Source organism: Actinopolyspora lacussalsi subsp. righensis (assembly GCF_900116555.1).
GTDB lineage: Bacteria > Actinomycetota > Actinomycetes > Mycobacteriales > Pseudonocardiaceae > Actinopolyspora > Actinopolyspora lacussalsi.
This window is the reverse complement of the sequence record NZ_FPAT01000001.1, coordinates 264,094-280,169: the sequence shown is the minus strand read 5'-3', so window position 1 is coordinate 280,169 and position 16,076 is coordinate 264,094. Positions and strand designations below refer to the sequence as shown.

15 protein-coding genes are annotated in these 16,076 nt (G+C 66.8%); 6 read left to right on the top strand and 9 right to left on the bottom strand.

Going from position 1 to position 16,076, the window contains the following annotated elements; genetic code table 11:
• Positions 1-2: 2 nt before the first annotated feature.
• From BM394_RS01290 to BM394_RS01270, 5 genes are read right to left on the bottom strand one after another with little or no spacing between them, the layout of a single operon-like run.
• Positions 3-980, bottom strand: coding sequence for a carbohydrate ABC transporter permease (locus BM394_RS01290; protein WP_092972891.1), 978 nt, complete (start codon positions 978-980; stop codon positions 3-5).
• The gene (locus BM394_RS01285) at positions 977-2,230 is read right to left on the bottom strand and encodes an ABC transporter substrate-binding protein (RefSeq protein WP_245779900.1); all 1,254 of its coding nucleotides are present in this window, start codon (positions 2,228-2,230) and stop codon (positions 977-979) included. The genes BM394_RS01290 and BM394_RS01285 overlap by 4 nt, the downstream gene beginning before the upstream one ends.
• Before the next feature lie 53 nt (positions 2,231-2,283).
• Positions 2,284-3,027, bottom strand: a complete 744-nt coding sequence (locus BM394_RS01280) for a cupin domain-containing protein (protein ID WP_092972889.1) — start codon at positions 3,025-3,027, stop codon at positions 2,284-2,286.
• Between the two features lie 9 nt (positions 3,028-3,036).
• On the bottom strand, positions 3,037-3,957 hold the full coding sequence (locus BM394_RS01275; RefSeq protein WP_092972887.1) for a DUF6807 domain-containing protein: 921 nt from the start codon (positions 3,955-3,957) through the stop codon (positions 3,037-3,039).
• Positions 3,954-5,045, bottom strand: coding sequence for a Gfo/Idh/MocA family protein (locus BM394_RS01270; protein ID WP_281246415.1), 1,092 nt, complete (start codon positions 5,043-5,045; stop codon positions 3,954-3,956). The genes BM394_RS01275 and BM394_RS01270 overlap by 4 nt, the downstream gene beginning before the upstream one ends.
• A 646-nt stretch (positions 5,046-5,691) precedes the next feature.
• Between BM394_RS01270 and BM394_RS01265 the strand changes: the two genes are divergently transcribed.
• Together BM394_RS01265 and BM394_RS01260 are read left to right on the top strand one after the other, a co-directional pair.
• Positions 5,692-6,051 carry a peptidoglycan-binding domain-containing protein gene (locus BM394_RS01265; protein WP_217643273.1) on the top strand — a complete coding sequence of 120 codons (360 nt, stop codon included), beginning with the start codon at positions 5,692-5,694 and terminating at the stop codon, positions 6,049-6,051.
• A 130-nt stretch (positions 6,052-6,181) separates the two neighbouring features.
• On the top strand, positions 6,182-6,559 hold the full coding sequence (locus BM394_RS01260) for a peptidoglycan-binding domain-containing protein (RefSeq protein ID WP_175529909.1): 378 nt from the start codon (positions 6,182-6,184) through the stop codon (positions 6,557-6,559).
• 144 nt (positions 6,560-6,703) lie between these two features.
• Here BM394_RS01260 and BM394_RS01255 read toward each other — a convergent pair whose 3' ends face one another.
• The 3 genes from BM394_RS01255 to BM394_RS01245 all read right to left on the bottom strand — a co-directional run bounded on the left by BM394_RS01255 (position 6,704) and on the right by BM394_RS01245 (position 10,905).
• Positions 6,704-8,098: an alpha-amylase gene (locus tag BM394_RS01255; protein ID WP_092972881.1), complete on the bottom strand. Its 1,395-nt coding sequence runs from the start codon at positions 8,096-8,098 to the stop codon at positions 6,704-6,706.
• 238 nt (positions 8,099-8,336) lie between these two features.
• A complete protein-coding gene (locus BM394_RS01250; protein ID WP_175529908.1) occupies positions 8,337-10,169 on the bottom strand; it encodes an NB-ARC domain-containing protein in 1,833 nt (610 codons plus the stop codon).
• A gap of 295 nt (positions 10,170-10,464) precedes the next feature.
• The gene (locus tag BM394_RS01245; RefSeq protein ID WP_092972877.1) at positions 10,465-10,905 is read right to left on the bottom strand and encodes an ArsI/CadI family heavy metal resistance metalloenzyme; all 441 of its coding nucleotides are present in this window, start codon (positions 10,903-10,905) and stop codon (positions 10,465-10,467) included.
• 85 nt (positions 10,906-10,990) lie between these two features.
• Between BM394_RS01245 and BM394_RS01240 the strand changes: the two genes are divergently transcribed.
• The 3 genes from BM394_RS01240 to BM394_RS01230 all read left to right on the top strand — a co-directional run bounded on the left by BM394_RS01240 (position 10,991) and on the right by BM394_RS01230 (position 13,010).
• The gene (locus BM394_RS01240; protein WP_092972875.1) at positions 10,991-11,353 is read left to right on the top strand and encodes an ArsR/SmtB family transcription factor; all 363 of its coding nucleotides are present in this window, start codon (positions 10,991-10,993) and stop codon (positions 11,351-11,353) included.
• 168 nt (positions 11,354-11,521) lie between these two features.
• Positions 11,522-12,580, top strand: coding sequence for an ACR3 family arsenite efflux transporter (gene arsB, locus BM394_RS01235; protein WP_092973616.1), 1,059 nt, complete (start codon positions 11,522-11,524; stop codon positions 12,578-12,580).
• A gap of 88 nt (positions 12,581-12,668) precedes the next feature.
• Positions 12,669-13,010 carry an arsenate reductase/protein-tyrosine-phosphatase family protein gene (locus BM394_RS01230; protein WP_342752621.1) on the top strand — a complete coding sequence of 114 codons (342 nt, stop codon included), beginning with the start codon at positions 12,669-12,671 and terminating at the stop codon, positions 13,008-13,010.
• Between the two features lie 76 nt (positions 13,011-13,086).
• On the opposite strand, the gene BM394_RS01225 is transcribed toward BM394_RS01230, so the two are convergent.
• Positions 13,087-13,572 (bottom strand): DUF7144 family membrane protein, encoded by a 486-nt coding sequence (locus BM394_RS01225; protein ID WP_092972871.1) that lies wholly within the window; start codon positions 13,570-13,572, stop codon positions 13,087-13,089.
• 371 nt (positions 13,573-13,943) lie between these two features.
• On the opposite strand from BM394_RS01225, the gene BM394_RS01220 reads away from it, so the two are divergent.
• Positions 13,944-16,052 carry a glycoside hydrolase family 3 C-terminal domain-containing protein gene (locus BM394_RS01220; RefSeq protein WP_092972869.1) on the top strand — a complete coding sequence of 703 codons (2,109 nt, stop codon included), beginning with the start codon at positions 13,944-13,946 and terminating at the stop codon, positions 16,050-16,052.
• Positions 16,053-16,076 lie beyond the last annotated feature (24 nt).

The window sequence follows — 16,076 nt, the reverse complement described above, 5'->3', positions numbered from 1 at the left end:
CGTCACCCCTTATCGTTGTAGAAGACCCAGGAGCGCGCACTGCGGAACAGCAGCGCGGTCACGATGCCGATGACCACGAGCAGCACCCAGGCCATCGCCGAGGCGTAGCCCATGTGCGAGGCGGTGAATCCGCGGTCGTACAGGTAGAGCGTGTAGAACAGCGTCGAGTCGGCGGGGCCACCGCGACCGCCGCTGACCGTGAACGCCGGGGTGAACACCTGGAACGCCTGGATGGTCTGCAGCACCAGGTTGAAGAACAGCACCGGTGAGAGCATCGGCAGCGTGACCGACAGGAACCGCCTCATCCGTCCGGCTCCGTCCACCTCGGCCGCTTCGTACAGCTCGTGAGGCACCTGCTGCAGCCCGGCCAGAAAGATCACCATCGGCGCGCCGAACTGCCAGATCGTCAGCAGCGCGACCACCAGCAGTGCCCAGCCCGGTTGGTTCACCCAGCCGCCCATGTCGATCCCGAACGTCGACAACAGGTCGTCGACCGTGCCGCCGTCGTTGAACAGCGCGCGCCAGACCAGGGCGATACTCATGCTCGCGCCCAGCAGTGAGGGGGCGTAGAACGCCGAGCGGTAGAACCCCTTGCCGCGCCCGATGGAGTTCAGCGCCAGCGCCACGGCGAGCGCCACCGCCAGCTGCAGCGGTACCGCCACCAGCACGTAGATCAGGGTGTTCAGCGCCGATCTCCAGTAGCGGGGATCGGAGGTGAACATGTGGACGTAGTTGTCCAGCCCCACCCACTCCGGGGCGGTGAACAGGTCGTACTGGGTGAACGACAGGTACAGCGAGACCAGCATCGGGGTCAGCGTCAGTACCGCCGCTCCCAGCAGCCACGGTGACAGAAAAACCCAGGCGGCCCCCTCACGTCGTCGTGGACGATTCCGCGCGGTGGCGGAATCCGCGGCGACGGACTCGGAGTCAGGTCTCCCGCGCGGTGGACTCACCTGTTGATCAGGTGCTTCGACGTTCATCGCTGCAGCTCCGATCTCGCGTTGGTGAGGAACTGCTCAGCCGTTCTTCGTGGTGACTGCAGTTCGAAGCCGACATGGTCGTAGTCGCGCTGAAAGGCGGTTTGCAGCGCCAGATCTCCTTGCGGGGGAGCGCTCGGCGGTGCCAGCAGTTCGCCGTCCAGGCTTTCCTGGAACTCGGCGATGCGTTTGTCCAGCCCGCTCAGCGTGGGGGTGATGTCCTCACGGATCGTCCGGTTGACGGGCAGCCCTCGGCTCACTCCCAGAATCTCGCCCGCCCGGGGGTCGTTGATCAGAAAGTCGACGAGCTTCGATGCCGCCTCCGGGTGGGGGCTGTTGGCCGAGGCACCGATCAGCATGGAAGGCTTGAAGTACTGCCCCGGTGTGCCGTCCGGCCCGACCGGCAGTGGAGCCAGCCGCAGGCTGTCGCCGATCAGGGCCTGGAAACCGCCCACCGCCGAGTCCCAGGTGAACCCGGACAGCGCGTTGCCCCGCCCGAACGGCATGTTCGCCGCGGAACCGTCGATCTGGGTGGTCTGGCGAGCCGGACTGACCGCGCCCTGTTGGCTGAGCTCGTTCGTGGTGCGCCAGAACTGGGCGAGATCCGCCGCGTCGTAGTTCAGCTTCCCGCTGTCGGTGTAGAGGCTCTTGTCGCGGCCGCGCAGCCACACCTCGAACCAGTCCTCGCTCCACCCCGGATCGGTGGCCCCGGTCCTGTCGGTGGCCTCGCCCAGCTCGCGCATCGCGCGGCTCCAGTCCTGCCAGGTCCAGCCGTACTCCGGCTCCGCGACTCCGGCCCGCTGCCACTGGGCGGAGTCGTAGACCATCACCTGCGAGGTCCGCCCCATCGGGATGGCGTACTGCTCGCCGCTCGACTGGCCAGTGCGCAGCATCGCCGAGGTGACGTTCTCGGTGCTGATGGCGGACTGCTCGTCGAGGTCGAGCAGCAGACCCGCCGAGGCGTACTGGCTGATCTGACGATAGTCCAGCTGCATCACGTCGGGCGCGTTGCCACCGGCCGCCTGGGTGGCCAGCTTCTGGATGTAGGAGTTGTAGCTGGAGAACGAGGTCTGTACCTCGATGTCGGGGTTGCGCTGCTCGAACAGCTCGACGGCCTCGTTGGTGACCTCGGCCCGGTCGGCGTTTCCCCACCAGCTGAACTGCAGTTCGATCTTGCCGCCCGCCGCGCCGTCGGCGCTCGTGCCGCACCCGGCGAGCAGGCCGCACAACAGCAGTACCGCCGTCGTCAGCACGGGGACTCTACCGACCGGTGTCGGTTTCGGGTCTCTCGCCGCTCGCTGCCGCATCACTCGCCTCCGTACGCGACGGTCGTTCCGGGAATCTCGTACTCGTCGCGTCTGCCGCACATGCCGTATCCGCCGTGCCTGGACGGATGTGCCAGCCGCACCCGCGAGTTCGCGAGCTCGTCCGTGTCACCCTCGGCCAGCGCGTCCAACCGTGCGCCGGTTCGTTCGGCCGCGGCCAGCGCCCCGCCGCGCCACAGCGTTTTCCAACGCTCCAGCCGGGGACTCACCAGTGCCGCGGCCGCGCGATGGAACTCGCGCAACGGTTCCGGATCCCCGGCGTGCAGCGCGTCCCGCAGCGGCAGGTAGCCGGACACCGCCAGATCCCTGCGCCGTCGGGCCGCCTGTTCCGCGTTCGCGCCATCGGGCAACGCCGCCGCCGCGGCGTAGGCGTCCCGATCGGCCAGGATCTCCGGTGGAAAGGTGAACACCGCGTCACCCGCCTCCGGCAGCCCGCTGTTCTGCATCAGCACCGTGACGCGCAGCCGCTCGTGACCCACCATGCGGTGTACCGTGCCCGGTTCGAACCACACGACCGCTCCGGCGGTGAGCTCGTCCTCGCGGTAGCCCGCCGAACTCAGGGTCTGCACCACGCCGCTGCCTTCGATGACCACATAGGCCTCCGTGCAGGCCAGGTGCATGTGTGGACTTCCGCCACCGAGCCCGTCCGAGGCGGGCCAGTCGTAGCAGTCCACATGGGAAATGCCGATCGCTCCGGGAAGCGGTATCGGCCGGTCCTCGGTCATGCCGACCTCCTACCAGGAGTGTTCGTCGAGTTCTCGTTCGATCTGTTCGTGATCCCTGGCTCCGTCGGCCAGCAGGATTCGATAGGTGTAGGAGAAGCCTTCTCCCGGTGGGAGTTCGAACTCCTCGAAAAAGGCCCAGGAAAGCGCCACGGCGGGGGTGGGGTCCGAGCGCACGAACCAGTGGGACTCGTGAATGGCGTGATCGTTCGCCGGAGAGTGTTCGAAGACCACCGTGGAACAGCGGTCGACCTCGTCGTGCTCCCCGACGAACCCCAGCCAACGCGCCTGACGTCCCATCATCCCGGCCTCGCCGGAAATCCCACCCGGACCGAGTACGTCGCCGCCGGTGAACTCGCGTGGGCCGCGCCAGTGCAGCCCGGTGTAGCCCGCCATCTCCCGTCCGGCGGTGGTCGGGCTGCCGAAACGCAGCGGTTGCTCGCGCACGTTGACCAGGCGGATGGACCAGTCGAGTGCCCAGCTGCCCCGCTCCGGATCGACGGAGTGCACCCTGATGGTGCGGTGCTCTCGTGCCCAGGGGGTTCCGTCGTTGTGCAGCCAGTGCAACCGTTCGGTGAACCGCAGCTCGTCGGTCTCGACCTCGAAGGACTCGAACTCGTCGTGGCGCATCGAGCCGATCCGTTCCGGCAGTTCCCGGTAGCCCTCGCCGGTGATGTAGCTGTGCCCGCCCCAGAAGTTCTGGCCCGAAACGTGGCTGGCCGTCAGTTGCAGCCCCTTGTGCCAGCGATGGTCGTTCGGCCGGTATCCGGTGACGGTGCTTCCGGCGAGGGTGCGCAGCGGGTGCACGTACGGTTTCCGCGATTCGTACTCGACCGGGTCCGGTTTGTACACGTAGTTCAGGATCTCGGTCCCCACAGCGGCGACCGAGATGTTCTCGCCGTGCCGATGGGTCACGGTGATCGGATGGCTCATGATCGCGTCGTCTCTCCGTTACCGGTCAGTTTCTCGGGGAAGCCGCCGTGGATCACTGTGTGGAACGGGTCGTCGGGACCGATCTCGCCCGAGCGCACCTCCCGGCCGGTGGCCGCGGACTTGTACAGCGCGGTGACCAGTTCCAGAATTCTGCGGCCGTCCCGTTCGTCGCAGGGTGGACGTCCGCCCTCGCGCATCGCCGCGACCAGCTCCCGCAGCATGGCGCCGTGGGAGCTGGGCTCGTCGTGTTCCGGGGTGCGCCAGCGTTCGATCCGCGTCTCGTCGGTGACGTGCGGTGCCGGGGTGTAGCGCCAGTCCTCGTTGCGGTGGCCGTACAGGTGGGTGAGCTCGACGGTGGCTTCCGAGCAGTCCAGTCGGATCCTGCTCATCTCGTCGGGGGAGAGCAAGCTGTTGACCACGGTGGCCATCGCCCCGGACTCGAACCGCACCAGCGCGGTCGATACGTCCTCGGTGTCCACCTCGTGCCAGAGCCTTCCGGTCATGGCACGGACTTCGGTCCACGGCCCGAGCAGATGCAGTAGCAGGTCGAGCTGGTGGATCCCGTGGCCCATGGCCGGGCCGCCGCCCTCGGTCTCCCACTTGCCGCGCCACGGGGCGGCGAAGTACTCGGAATCGCGGTACCAGGTGGTCTGGCAGTGCGCGACGAGGGGAGTGCCCAACTCCCGCGTCGCCAGCAGTTCACGGGCGTGCCGCGCTCCCGAGCCGAATCGCTGCTGGAAGACGAAGGACACGTAGGGACCGTCGGTTCCCTGCGCCGCGGTCATCTCCTCGTAGCTCGCCAGCGACAGGCAGGGTGGTTTCTCGCACCACACCCAGGCACCGTTGCGCAGGGAACTGGTGACGAGCTCCACGTGTGAGGCGGGTGGGGTGCACACCGAGACGAGGTCGGGGCTTTCGGTCGAGAGCATCTCGTCGACATCGGTGTAGCCCCGTAGCTCGTACTCGCCGGAACGGCGGAAGGCGTTCAGCCGTTCCGGGTCGACGTCGACGGCTGCCACGGGCTCGACGTCGTCGTGTTCGGACATGGCGGACAAGTGGTGTGCGGCGACGGCGCCGGTTCCGATGATCGCGGCCCGTAAGCGGTGGTCGGCGGGGGACGTGGCTTTCTCCTCTCAGGTGTGTCGAGGCCCTGTCACCTCGACCGGAAAGTTGGAAAGCGCTTTCTCGTGTTGCGAGACATTAACCCGGCTGTAACGCCGACCACAAGGGGAGCGTTGGATTTCGGGGGCGGGTGGTCGCATCCAGGGCTACGCCGAAGGGGCGGCATCACCCGGCGGATCGCTTCCAGCCGTCTGCGGACTCGTGGCTGTGCTGGTCGGGCGAGGAGGTTTCCACCGGGAGTTGTCGATGGTCACGCTCGGCGGCCACTGGCCGCGAAACCCAACCTGTCGCGGGCGCAACGAGTAACCGGTTCGCGAACATTTCGTGACCGTTTTGCTGTCCAGTGTTTCCGGGCTGCTCCGTTTGCCGCGAGCGGCACGAACGAGCCGTCGGTGAATGGTCCGTACCGGTGAGCTCGTCGCGTCCGTTCGGGTCTGGTGCGAAATAATTGATTCTGTATATTTCACCTCGGTCGGATCGTTGGTCTGTTCGGGTGAAAATATATTCGCGATATTGCTTTTCTGTGAAGTTTTTGGCAGTGTCTTTCACGGAATTCTGGAGGGGGATTTTTGGAGGTTTTGAGTGTTTCGTGTTTCGCGGGTGTCTTTTGTGGTGGTTCTGGTGGCTCTGGGGCTGAGTGGCGGAATCGCCTCCGCGGCCGCGCAGGAGCGCACGTTCGAAGCGCTTGCCTTGCCGACCTGCACGGTCAGCGACAGTAGTGTTCCCGCGACCTCGAGCGGGGACCGTGATTGTGTGCTGGCGGTCGGGAACGCCAACGAGGCGGTTGAAGTTCTGCAGTGGTCGTTGCGGTACTGCAACAGCCAGGATATCGCCGTCGACGGGATCTACGGGCCCAACACGGAGTCCGCCGTCGAGAACGTGCAACGTGCCGCCGGTATCGCGGTGGACGGAGTCTACGGCCCCGAGACGCGGAGAAATATGCTGTGGATCGACTATGGGGAATGTGTTTGATGTCGATATATTAGTCGCGATGCCGAACATGTGTGGATTTTTGATGGGGAACTGGGGTCTGTCCGCGAGTCCGTGCTTCCTGTCTTTTTGAAAAAATTCTGGATGGAGTTATATGTCTCGTCTCTTTCGAATGCTGGGAACCACTGTCGCGATGGTGCTGGTGACGTTGGGAGCCGTCGGCGGGACCGCTGCTGCGGGGACCACCGATTCCTCCGGTGCACTGGCGTTACCCACGTGTACTCGGACGAGTTGGGGAATACCTGCCACCGAGAGCGGAGATGCGGACTGCCTGCTGGGGCAGGGAGTTTCGAATCCGGCGGTTACCGAGCTGCAGTATTCGTTGAAGGAGTGCCACGGTTTTTCGATCGCGACGGACGGTATCTATGGTCCCAATACGGCTGCTGCTGTGCGTTCGGTGCAGCGTTCGGCGGGGATCGCAGTGGACGGCGTCTACGGTCCGAGCACCCGTGCCGCGATGTTGTGGCGCGTGAACGGATGCCAGTTCTGAGTTCCGAAGCTGCGCGCTTTCCGCTCGGTTGAAGGTGAGCACAACCGCCATGGGCCCGGCGCGCCAACAGTGCGCGTCGGGCCCACGGTGTTCCATTGCGGGGGCGTTTCGGAGTGCTGTTTCGGATCGGGTGGTCGGGTCGGATCAGCTCCCGCAGGTCCGTGCGTTCGCGTGCAACGCGAGCGCCGTGTTCGACCCGAGGGTTGCCGTGAACCGTCCCGAGGAGTCGACCGTGACGAGCGTGTCACGCTGCACGTCGCAGTACTCGCCCGCGGGCAACGAGGTCTGGAAGGTCCGGCTCAGCGAAGTGGTCTCGTGGTTGATGGCCACGAACCCACTGCTGCCTCGTCCGAACGCGATGGCGTCGTTGCCGTTGTCCCACCAGTCGGTGACCGCCGTGCCGTCGGTGGCGTTGCGGAAGGCGACCATCGACTCGATCTCCGGCCAGGCGTGCTGGCACTTCCAGCCGTCCTGCCAGCACGCGTTGACCGTCCCGCCGTTGGGCGGCCCGGCGTCGGTGTCGCTGAACTCGTAGCCGGAGTGCACGTCGGGAGACGCGTAGGGCCAGGCCAGCATGAAGACGTTGGCCAGCGTGTAGTTCGCGCCGTCCTTGTAGTTGAGCGTGTCACCGTTGCGTTCGGTGTCGTGATTGTCCACGAAGACCGTCGCATGGGAGGAATCCATGTAGCCCCAGCCCTCGCCGTAGTTGTTCAGGTACGCGAGCTTCTCCTCGCTGAACACGCGTTCGAGGTCACGGGCGTAGCGGAACTCCTGGACGTCGCCGGTTCCGGTGTATTCGGTCGGTGAGACGACCTCGCCGGAGCCGTAGATCACTTCCTGCTTCCAGTAGACGTCCGGGTCGCTCAGCCGGGACTTGATGTCGGCGAGATCCGCGGCGGCCATGTGCTTGGCCGCGTCGATCCGAAATCCGTCCACTCCCAGCGACAGCAGATCGTTGAGATAAGCGGCGATGCGACCACGCACGTATTCCTCACCCGTGTCGAGATCGGAGAGATCGAGCAGTTCGCAGTTCTGCACCCGCCACTTGTCGTTGGTGTAGTCCGATTGGTTTATCGCGGACGTGCAGTTGTCGAAATCGTAGTAGGAATAGATTCCGGGATAGTTGTACTTCTCGTAGGACGAGCCGCCGGTTCCGGTGCCCGACCCCGCGGACATGTGGTTGATCACCGCATCGGCGATGACCTTCACCCCGGCCGCGTGGCAGCTCTCGATCATGTCGGCGAAGGCGGTGCGGTCACCCAGTCGCGAGGCGATCCGGTAGCTCACGGGTTGGTAGGAGGTCCACCACTGTGACCCCTGGATGTGCTCCTGCGGTGGAGAAACCTGCACGGCGCCGTATCCGGCCGGGCCGAGCCGGTTCGTGCACTCCTCGGCCACCGAATCGTACTTCCACTCGAACAGTACGGCTGTGACGTCCTTGTCGCCGGGTAAGTCGGCTCGGGCCTGGGTCGGCACGGCGACGGCCAGAGCGGTACTCGCCACAAACGCGAGCGCGACTCCCAGGTATTTTCGAAGCATGATTCCTCCGGCGCGGCGGAAACGGGGTTTCGTCGCTTCCGTCGTCGCGTAAAAGATCTTGATTATTTGCGTAATCGACGGTGCAGCGGATCACGGAAACGGTGCAGCTGATTACGCGAACAGTCAATATCTGAACGAATCTTGCTTTTTGACGTGCGTTTTCGGCGCGCACGTCGGCCCGTGATCTCGAGTGGTGTGGCGGCGGTTGGTGGGCGGCGGTCGGCTTACCGAGCGGCGCTCATCCGATGCGGTGGTTACCGGTCGTCTCGGCTCGTGGCGCGCGAGCACGTGAGAGCGCTGCGGAGGAGATTCGGACGATTTTCCGCTCGCCGGGTCGTTCGTCCGATGTGTTCGATCCCGCGTCGTCGTGGCCGCTTCCTCGTCTCGCCGCACTGGTGAGTTCGGACAGTGTCGTGGACAGTTCCGCACTGTCCCAACCGGCCTCGGGCAATCGGGGCGCCGGAAGGCACACGTCCATGGCCTCGTCGAAGTGTTCCAGGTCCAGGTAGGCGAAGGCGAGCTGGCACCGGAGTCGCGATTCGGCCAACGGGTGACCCAGACGTGACGCCGCCTCGATTCCGAGGCGGTGCGAGTCGATCCAGTCCCGGTAGTGCTTGCGATGGAAGAAGAACCCCCACATCGCTTCGCACAGTTGCCAGACCGGTTCGTCCCACTGGTTGTGGTGGGCTTCGATGATGACCGCACGCAGATTGCCGCGTTCGCGCTCGAACCAGTCCAACGCCGACTCGGGACTGTCCCAGACGGGCCAGTCGTTGGCCCGGCTCGGGTAGTGCCTGCCGAACCTGGGACGGCGAGGCGTGATGACCAGATCGGCTTCGACGGCGCGACCGATGTACCAGTCGATGACGCTGTGCAACGTGCGGCGCCTGACTCCCGGGGAATCCTCGCCGAGACTCATCGTCCGTGCGTGCGCGAGGACGAGGTCGTGGAACCAGTACCGTTGTTCACCGGCTCCCAACAGTCTGGCGTCCCGTAGCTCCGCCAACACCCGTTCGGAATCGCTGCCCTCGATCCCGGCGAGGTGATGGGTCAGCGCGACGGGAAGATCTCCCCGGGGGTGCTGTGCCAGTCTGCGGTAGAGCGTGGCGGCCTGCGGTGACAGGCCCTGGTAGCAGATGTCGACCACGCTGTGCGCCGCGAAGTCCTCGCTCCGGGGGAGCGTCGTCAGCCGCTTTCGCTGTTCCCGCACCAGGTTGGCCGCGTGGGCCAGTGACCGGTGGGGTCGGGCGGCCAGCCACGCCGATATCTCAGTGGCGGCCAGAGGGGAGCCCGCGCACAGTTTGGCCAGCAGCCGGGCGTTGCCCATCTCGCGTGACACCCGCGAGCGGCCGAGCTTGCGGGAGAGTATGTGCACCACGTCCTCGGCGTTCAGCGGCGCCAGCTCCATGAACCTGGCACCCTCCATCGTCAGACCGACCAGGCGACTCCTGCTGGTGACCAGCAGCGTGCTCGTCGCCGATTCCGGCAGGAGCGGCCTTACCTGTGCGGTCGAGACGACGTTGTCCACCAGCACCGACAGTGATCGCCCCGCGGTGATCGAGCGATACCAGCTCAGCCGTTCGGCCATCTCCAGCGGAACCCGTTCGGGCGGCACCCCCAGTGCTCGCAGCAGTCGCCCGAGCAGTTCCGCGGCCGCGATGGGGTGTTCGGCGGAGCGGGTTCCCGCGTCGACGTAGAGCTGTCCGTCCGGAAATCTCCGCTCGTGCTGCCGCAGCCAGTGGCAGGCCAGCGTCGTTTTCCCGATTCCGCCGGATCCGGTCAGCGCGACGAGCAGTGCGCGTTCGGAGTTCTCCCGATGCCATGCCTCCATGCGGTTGAGCTCGGATGTGCGTCCCACGAAGAGTCCGGAAGGCGGCGGCAGCTGATGGGCGGCGACGGGCACCACGTCGATCCGGCCGGGGAGGTGTCCGGGAGAACGTCTGTCGAGAACTCCGGTGGTGCCGGTCCGGTCCGATGCTTCGTCGTGGCGCGTGGTCGGGACGCCGGTACGGGCCACATCGTTGGCAGCGCCGTGGGCAACGATGTCCCCGGTGGCGATCTCTCCTGTCACGCTCGTCTCCACACTTCGTGGCATACATCCGACTCCGCCCGTACGAGCAACCGGTCACTCGGGACAATCCCGCCGTTCGTCTCCCTTTCAGGTAAATGTGTTCGGCGGTCTCGAACAAGCACTTCCACCGGCGAGTCCGGAAATCGGTGCGATCTTCTTCCGCGCTGGTCGTGGTCGCTGTGCCCGGAAGTGGTGCGGCTTCCGGAGATTTCGTGAGAAATCGGCGCCACCGAGGGGTGTCGATCGGAACCTCCCACCGACCGAGCACCTCCTCGGGAGCGAACGGAAACTTCGATCAGCCGGCGGCTTCCGCCGTGGTGCCGCAGCAGGCGGTTCCGCCACCGCTCGGGCCGCTGTGCTCGGAGTCGGGGGAGTCGTCGGTGACGGTGTACACCTCCCAGGGCTCCCGGCCGGGTCCGTGCACCCACACCTTGTCCTGGGTGGCGTAGCAGCAGGTCGTGTCGTCCTCGACTCGGGTGAACAGGCCGAGTTCGGACAGCCGCCGGGTGGCGTCGTGAACGGTGTAGCTGTCGGCGACCTCGACACCGAGATGATCCAGCACGGTGTCCTGCTCCGGTTCACCTTCGAGCAGCACGAGCTTCAGCGGCGGCTCCGTCACGGCGAAGTTGGCATAGCCGGGGCGCAGCTTGGTCGGCTCGGTACCGAGCAGCCTGGTGTAGAAGTCGATCGATCGCCGCAGGTCGCCGACACGCAGGGCGAGTTGAACGCGGGACATGACCTCTCCCTTGGTTAGATAGTTGTCTAAACAGCTGGACGATTCGTAGTTTGCGCCTTGGTTAGACATCTGTCAATGTAGAAGTATGTCGAATCAGGAGCGGAGTGAAGAGCGCTGGTGCTGTTCACCGGTGACGGCGGAGCCGCTGTCCGCCGAGCAGGCCGCGGACCTCTCGGCGGTGTTCAAGGCGCTGGGCGATCCGGTGCGGCTGCGGCTGCTGTCGTTGATCGCCGCCCACGCCGGTGGGGAGGCGTGCGTGTGCGACCTGAGCGGCGCGTTCGACCTGTCCGGGCCGACGATCTCGCATCACCTCAAGGTGCTGCGCGAGGCCGGCGCCATCACCGGTGAGCGGCGAGGCACCTGGGTCTACTACCGGGTGCTCCCGGAGACCCTGCAGCGGTTGTCGGCGGTTCTCGGCCCGGCCCCGGCGGTGTCCACATCGGCCTGAGCTCCGAACCTCGGACACCCCCGGACGGCAGGCTCCGCCGCGAGCACCGCGGCGGGCCGGGCCGCCGGATTCCCAGTACGACCGTGATCAGGAAACCTGCGAGGTGACGCCGTGACGGACACGGCCCAGCGACCGTCCGAGACCACCGTGGCCCGGCGGTTGTCGTTGATGGACCGGTTCTTACCCCTCTGGATCGGCGCCGCCATGTTGTCGGGCTTGCTTGCCGGTCGGTTCGTGCCGGGGTTGAACACGGCGTTGAACTCGCTGCACGTGGTCTCCGGAGTCTCACTGCCGATCTTCGTCGGGCTGTTGGTGATGATGTATCCGGTGCTGGCCAAGGTGCGCTACGACCGGCTGGACACCGTCACCGGCGACCGGCGGTTGCTGGTCAGCTCGCTGGTCGTCAACTGGCTGGTGGGACCGGCCGTGATGTTCGCGTTGGCCTGGGCGTTCCTGCCCGATCTGCCCGAGTACCGCACCGGGCTGATCATCGTCGGGTTGGCGCGCTGCATCGCCATGGTCATCATCTGGAACGACCTGGCCTGCGGTGACCGGGAGGCCGCCGCCGTGCTGGTGGCGCTGAACTCGGTGTTCCAGGTGATCGCCTTCGCCGGTCTCGGCTGGTTCTACCTGAGCGTGCTGCCCGGCTGGCTGGGGCTGGCCCGGGTAGGGCTGGACGTCTCGGCCTGGCAGATCGCCCAGTCCGTGCTGATCTTCCTCGGCATCCCGCTGGTCGCGGGCTACTTGTCGCGGCGTCTCGGCGAGCGCGCCAAGGGACGTGTCTGGTACGAGGCGACGTTCCTGAACAAGGTCGGCCCGCTGGCCCCGTACGGCCTGCTGTTCACCATCGTGGTGCTGTTCGCCCTGCAGGGCGGGGCGATCATCGGCCAACCCCTCGACGTGGCCCGCATCGCGCTGCCGCTGCTGGTCTACTTCGTGGTCATGTGGGCGGGAACCTTCGTCCTCGGCAAGGGGTTGCGGATGTCGTACGAGCGCTCGACCACGCTGGCGTTCACCGCCGCGGGCAACAACTTCGAACTGGCGATCGCCGTGGCCATCGCCACCTTCGGCGTGACCAGCGGTCAGGCGTTGGCCGGTGTGGTCGGCCCGCTCATCGAGGTTCCCGTGCTGGTCGGGCTGGTCTACGTCAGCCTGGCCGCACGCCGATGGTTCCGTGACGCTCCGAGCACCCCGCCCGTCGCCGCCGGTGTCTCCCGGCAGCGCTGACCCCACTCGAACGCGATCCGAGGAGCGATCCGTGTCCGCCACACCCGAAGTGCTGTTCGTCTGCGTGCACAACGCCGGACGGTCCCAGATGGCCGCCGCCCTGCTCGATCACCACGCCCAGGGCGCAGTGGCCGTCCGTTCGGCCGGTTCCACCCCGGCCGAGGAGATCAACCCGGCCGTGGTCGAGGTCATGAACGAACTCGGCCTCGACGTCTCCCAGCGGTTCCCGAAGAAGCTGACCACCGAATCGGTGGACGCCTCCGACGTGGTCATCACGATGGGCTGCGGGGACGCCTGCCCGGTCTTCCCGGGCAAGCGCTACCTCGACTGGCAGCTCGACGACCCCGCCGGCAAGACCGCCGAACAGATCCGCCCCATCCGCGACGACATCGACGCCCGGGTTCGACAGCTGCTGAGCGAACTCGTGTGAGGGACGGGAACCACGCTTCGGTACCGGTTGCCGCGCTCGTGCTGTCGCTCGTGAGGCGATGCTCGTCGGAGAACGTTCAGCCGACGGCGTTTCTGGGCGGGACCACCAGCGAGTAGATCACCAGCACGCACAGCCCGATCGAAACCAGTTCCCAGAACGGGAACGCGGCGAGGAAGGCCAGGTGAGCGATCGCGGCCAACCCGGCGAGAGCGATACCGGTCATCCGCGCCCACATCTGACCGGCCAGGCAGCCCGCGCCTGCCACGACCTGCAGTGCGCCGAACGCGAGCCAGATCCAGCCCCAGGCGCCGAAGCCGAAGACCAGCAGCTCACCACCGGTGACCACGTAGTAGCCGGGCTGCAACAACGCGGTGAGACCGGCGATGACGTTGAAGACGCCGACCAGCGCGAGCATCCAGCCCCCGAAGGCCAGCCACCCGGACATCCCGGGCATCGGTTGGGCGGCCGTCATCGCCCAGCTTCCCCGGTCCTCGGGTGCTCGGCGTTCGGCACCTTCCTCGGCGCCGGATGTGGACTGTGGTCCTGTCTGCGGAGTGGACATTTGAACTCTCCTCCCGTGCGAAGGGATGGCTGGTACCAGCGTCCTCCGGTTCACACGTTCGCGCAGCGCATCGGCGTGCCCACCGCGTAGCTGGACGCCCGTTCCGTGAGCGGGTCGATTCCCGCCGTCCCTCCCGGCCGGGTAGCACCGGACGTGCCGCGCACAGGTGGTCTTGACCACTCTTCCGTCGAGTCTTAAATTATAGCGTAATTTAAGTCACTCTGCGGTGGACGTGCCGCGCACGCCCACGAAGGGGTCAGGGCATGTCATCGCCCGCCGGCTCCTCGGCTCGATGATTCCCGTGCGCCCGGTCCACCCGATTCGCGCAGTTAATTTAAATATTGAATTAATGGTAGAGCGGAGAGAACGACATGACCGTCACCGAGCTGGACTCCCGTGTCGAGACCGCGATCGCCTGTCTGGACCTGCCGAGCAAAGTGGCCCTGTTGACCGGCTCGGACTCATCCGGCCTACCGGAGAACACGTCGATCGGGCTGTCCCGACTGCGCTTCTCGGGCGGCCCGAGCGGGCTGCGCGGCGCGGAGCACGCCGACGGCGGGATCGCGTCACTGCTGCCCAACCCCACGCTGCTCGCCCAGCACTGGGACGTCGCGGTAGCGGGTGAGGCCGGGGCGCTGCTGGCCGAGGAAGCCATCCCCCGGGGTGTGCACGTACTGCTGGGACCCTCGGTCAACCTGCACCGAACCCCGTTGGGGGGCCGTGTCTTCGAGTGCTTCAGCGAGGATCCGCTGCTGACCGGTGCACTGGCGACCGAGTACGTGCGTGCCCTGCAGCGCGGGGGAGTATCGGCCTGCCCGAAGCACTTCCTGGCCAACGAGTCCGAGTTCGAACGCACCACAGTGGACTCCGTGGTCGACGAGAAGACCCTGCGGGAGGTGTATCTGCTGCCGTTCGAGATGCTCGTGCACGACGCGTCCCCCTGGAGCGTGCTGACCTCCCACAACAGGATCAACGGGATCAGCGCCCCCGAACACCCCCAGCTCGTCGAGCGACTGCTCAAGGGGGAGTGGCACTACGACGGTGCGGTCGTCTCCGACCCGTTCGCCGCGAGTCCGATCGCGGCCGGCACCAACGCGGGGCTGGATCCGGTCGTGCCGGTCCCGGACGGGTCGTGGGGTGCGGGCTTGGTCGCGGCGGTGCGTGCCGGTGACGTGGCCGAATCCACCATCGACGAACACCTTCGACGCGTACTGCGGCTGGCCGAACGAACCGGTGCTCTCGATGGTGAGTCGGACGTCTTCGCAACGAGCCGTTCCGGAGCGCTGCGACGCGCCTCGCGATCCGTACCCGACGCCCCGTTACGCCGTCGTCGGCTGCGCGCACTGGCAGCGGGCGGCATGACGGTGTTGACCAACCCGGCCGCTGTGCTGCCGCTCTCCGGTACGGAGTCCCTCGCCGTCATCGGTCGGCACGCCGTGGACACCGTGGCGCAGGGAGGTGCGACGGCCCGGGTGCGCCCACCACACGTGGTCTCCGTCGCCGACGGTCTCGTCGCGACGTTCGGACGCGACCGGGTCTCGGTGGTCGACGGTGTCGACGTGCGCAGTGGTCCGTCGTGCCGGTCGGAGTCGGCGCGCGATCCGGCGAGCGGGGGCATCCCAGGGCAGGCGATCCGGTCCGCTCCCGCGACCACCGCTGAGATCACCGAACGCGTGGCCCTGGCGGCGAGTGAGGTCGACGTTGCCGTAGTGGTCGTGGGGTTGACCTCGGAGCAGGAGACCGAGGGCAAGGACAAGTCCACCCTCGCGCTTCCCGGACAGCAGGACGCCATGGTCGCCGCGGTGGCCGCCGCGGCCCGGCGCACCGTCGTCGTGGTCAACGCGGCCACGCCGGTGCTGATGCCGTGGCTGGATCTGGTGGACGCGGTGCTGTGGGCCGGACTGCCCGGCCAGGAGGCCGGAGCGGCGGTGGCGGCGGCGCTCACCGGCGAGATCGAGCCCGCCGGACGGCTGGTCACCACCTTCCCCGCACGCGACGGGGACGGTCCCGCCTGGTCGACCTGTCCGGTAAACGGGGCGCTGGTCTACGAGGAGGGCACCGCGGTCGGCTACCGGGGTTGGTACCGGCACGCCGACGTGGATCCGCTGTTCTGGTTCGGCCACGGCCTCGGCTACACCACCTGGCGCTACGAGTCCCCAGCGCTGGTCAGGGATCTCAACGCGGTGCGCAGTGTCACGGTCGACGTCGCGAACACCGGTCGCCGGGCCGGTACGGAGACCGTGCAGGTCTATCTGCTGCCCGCGGCGAACTCCGAACCGGTGCGGCTGATCGGCTGGACCAGGGTGCACGTCGAGGCGGGGCGGCGGACCCGTGTCCGGGTGCCGTGCGACCTCCGGGCGCAACGGGTGCGCGACGTTTCGTCCGGAAGCTGGCGTTTCCTGCGCGGCGGGCGAATCATGATCGGCCGAGGACTCGGTGACGTACGCACCACACTGTGGTGGGGTCCGGAGTCGGACTGACAGGGGAGTCGGACTGGCTGGGAC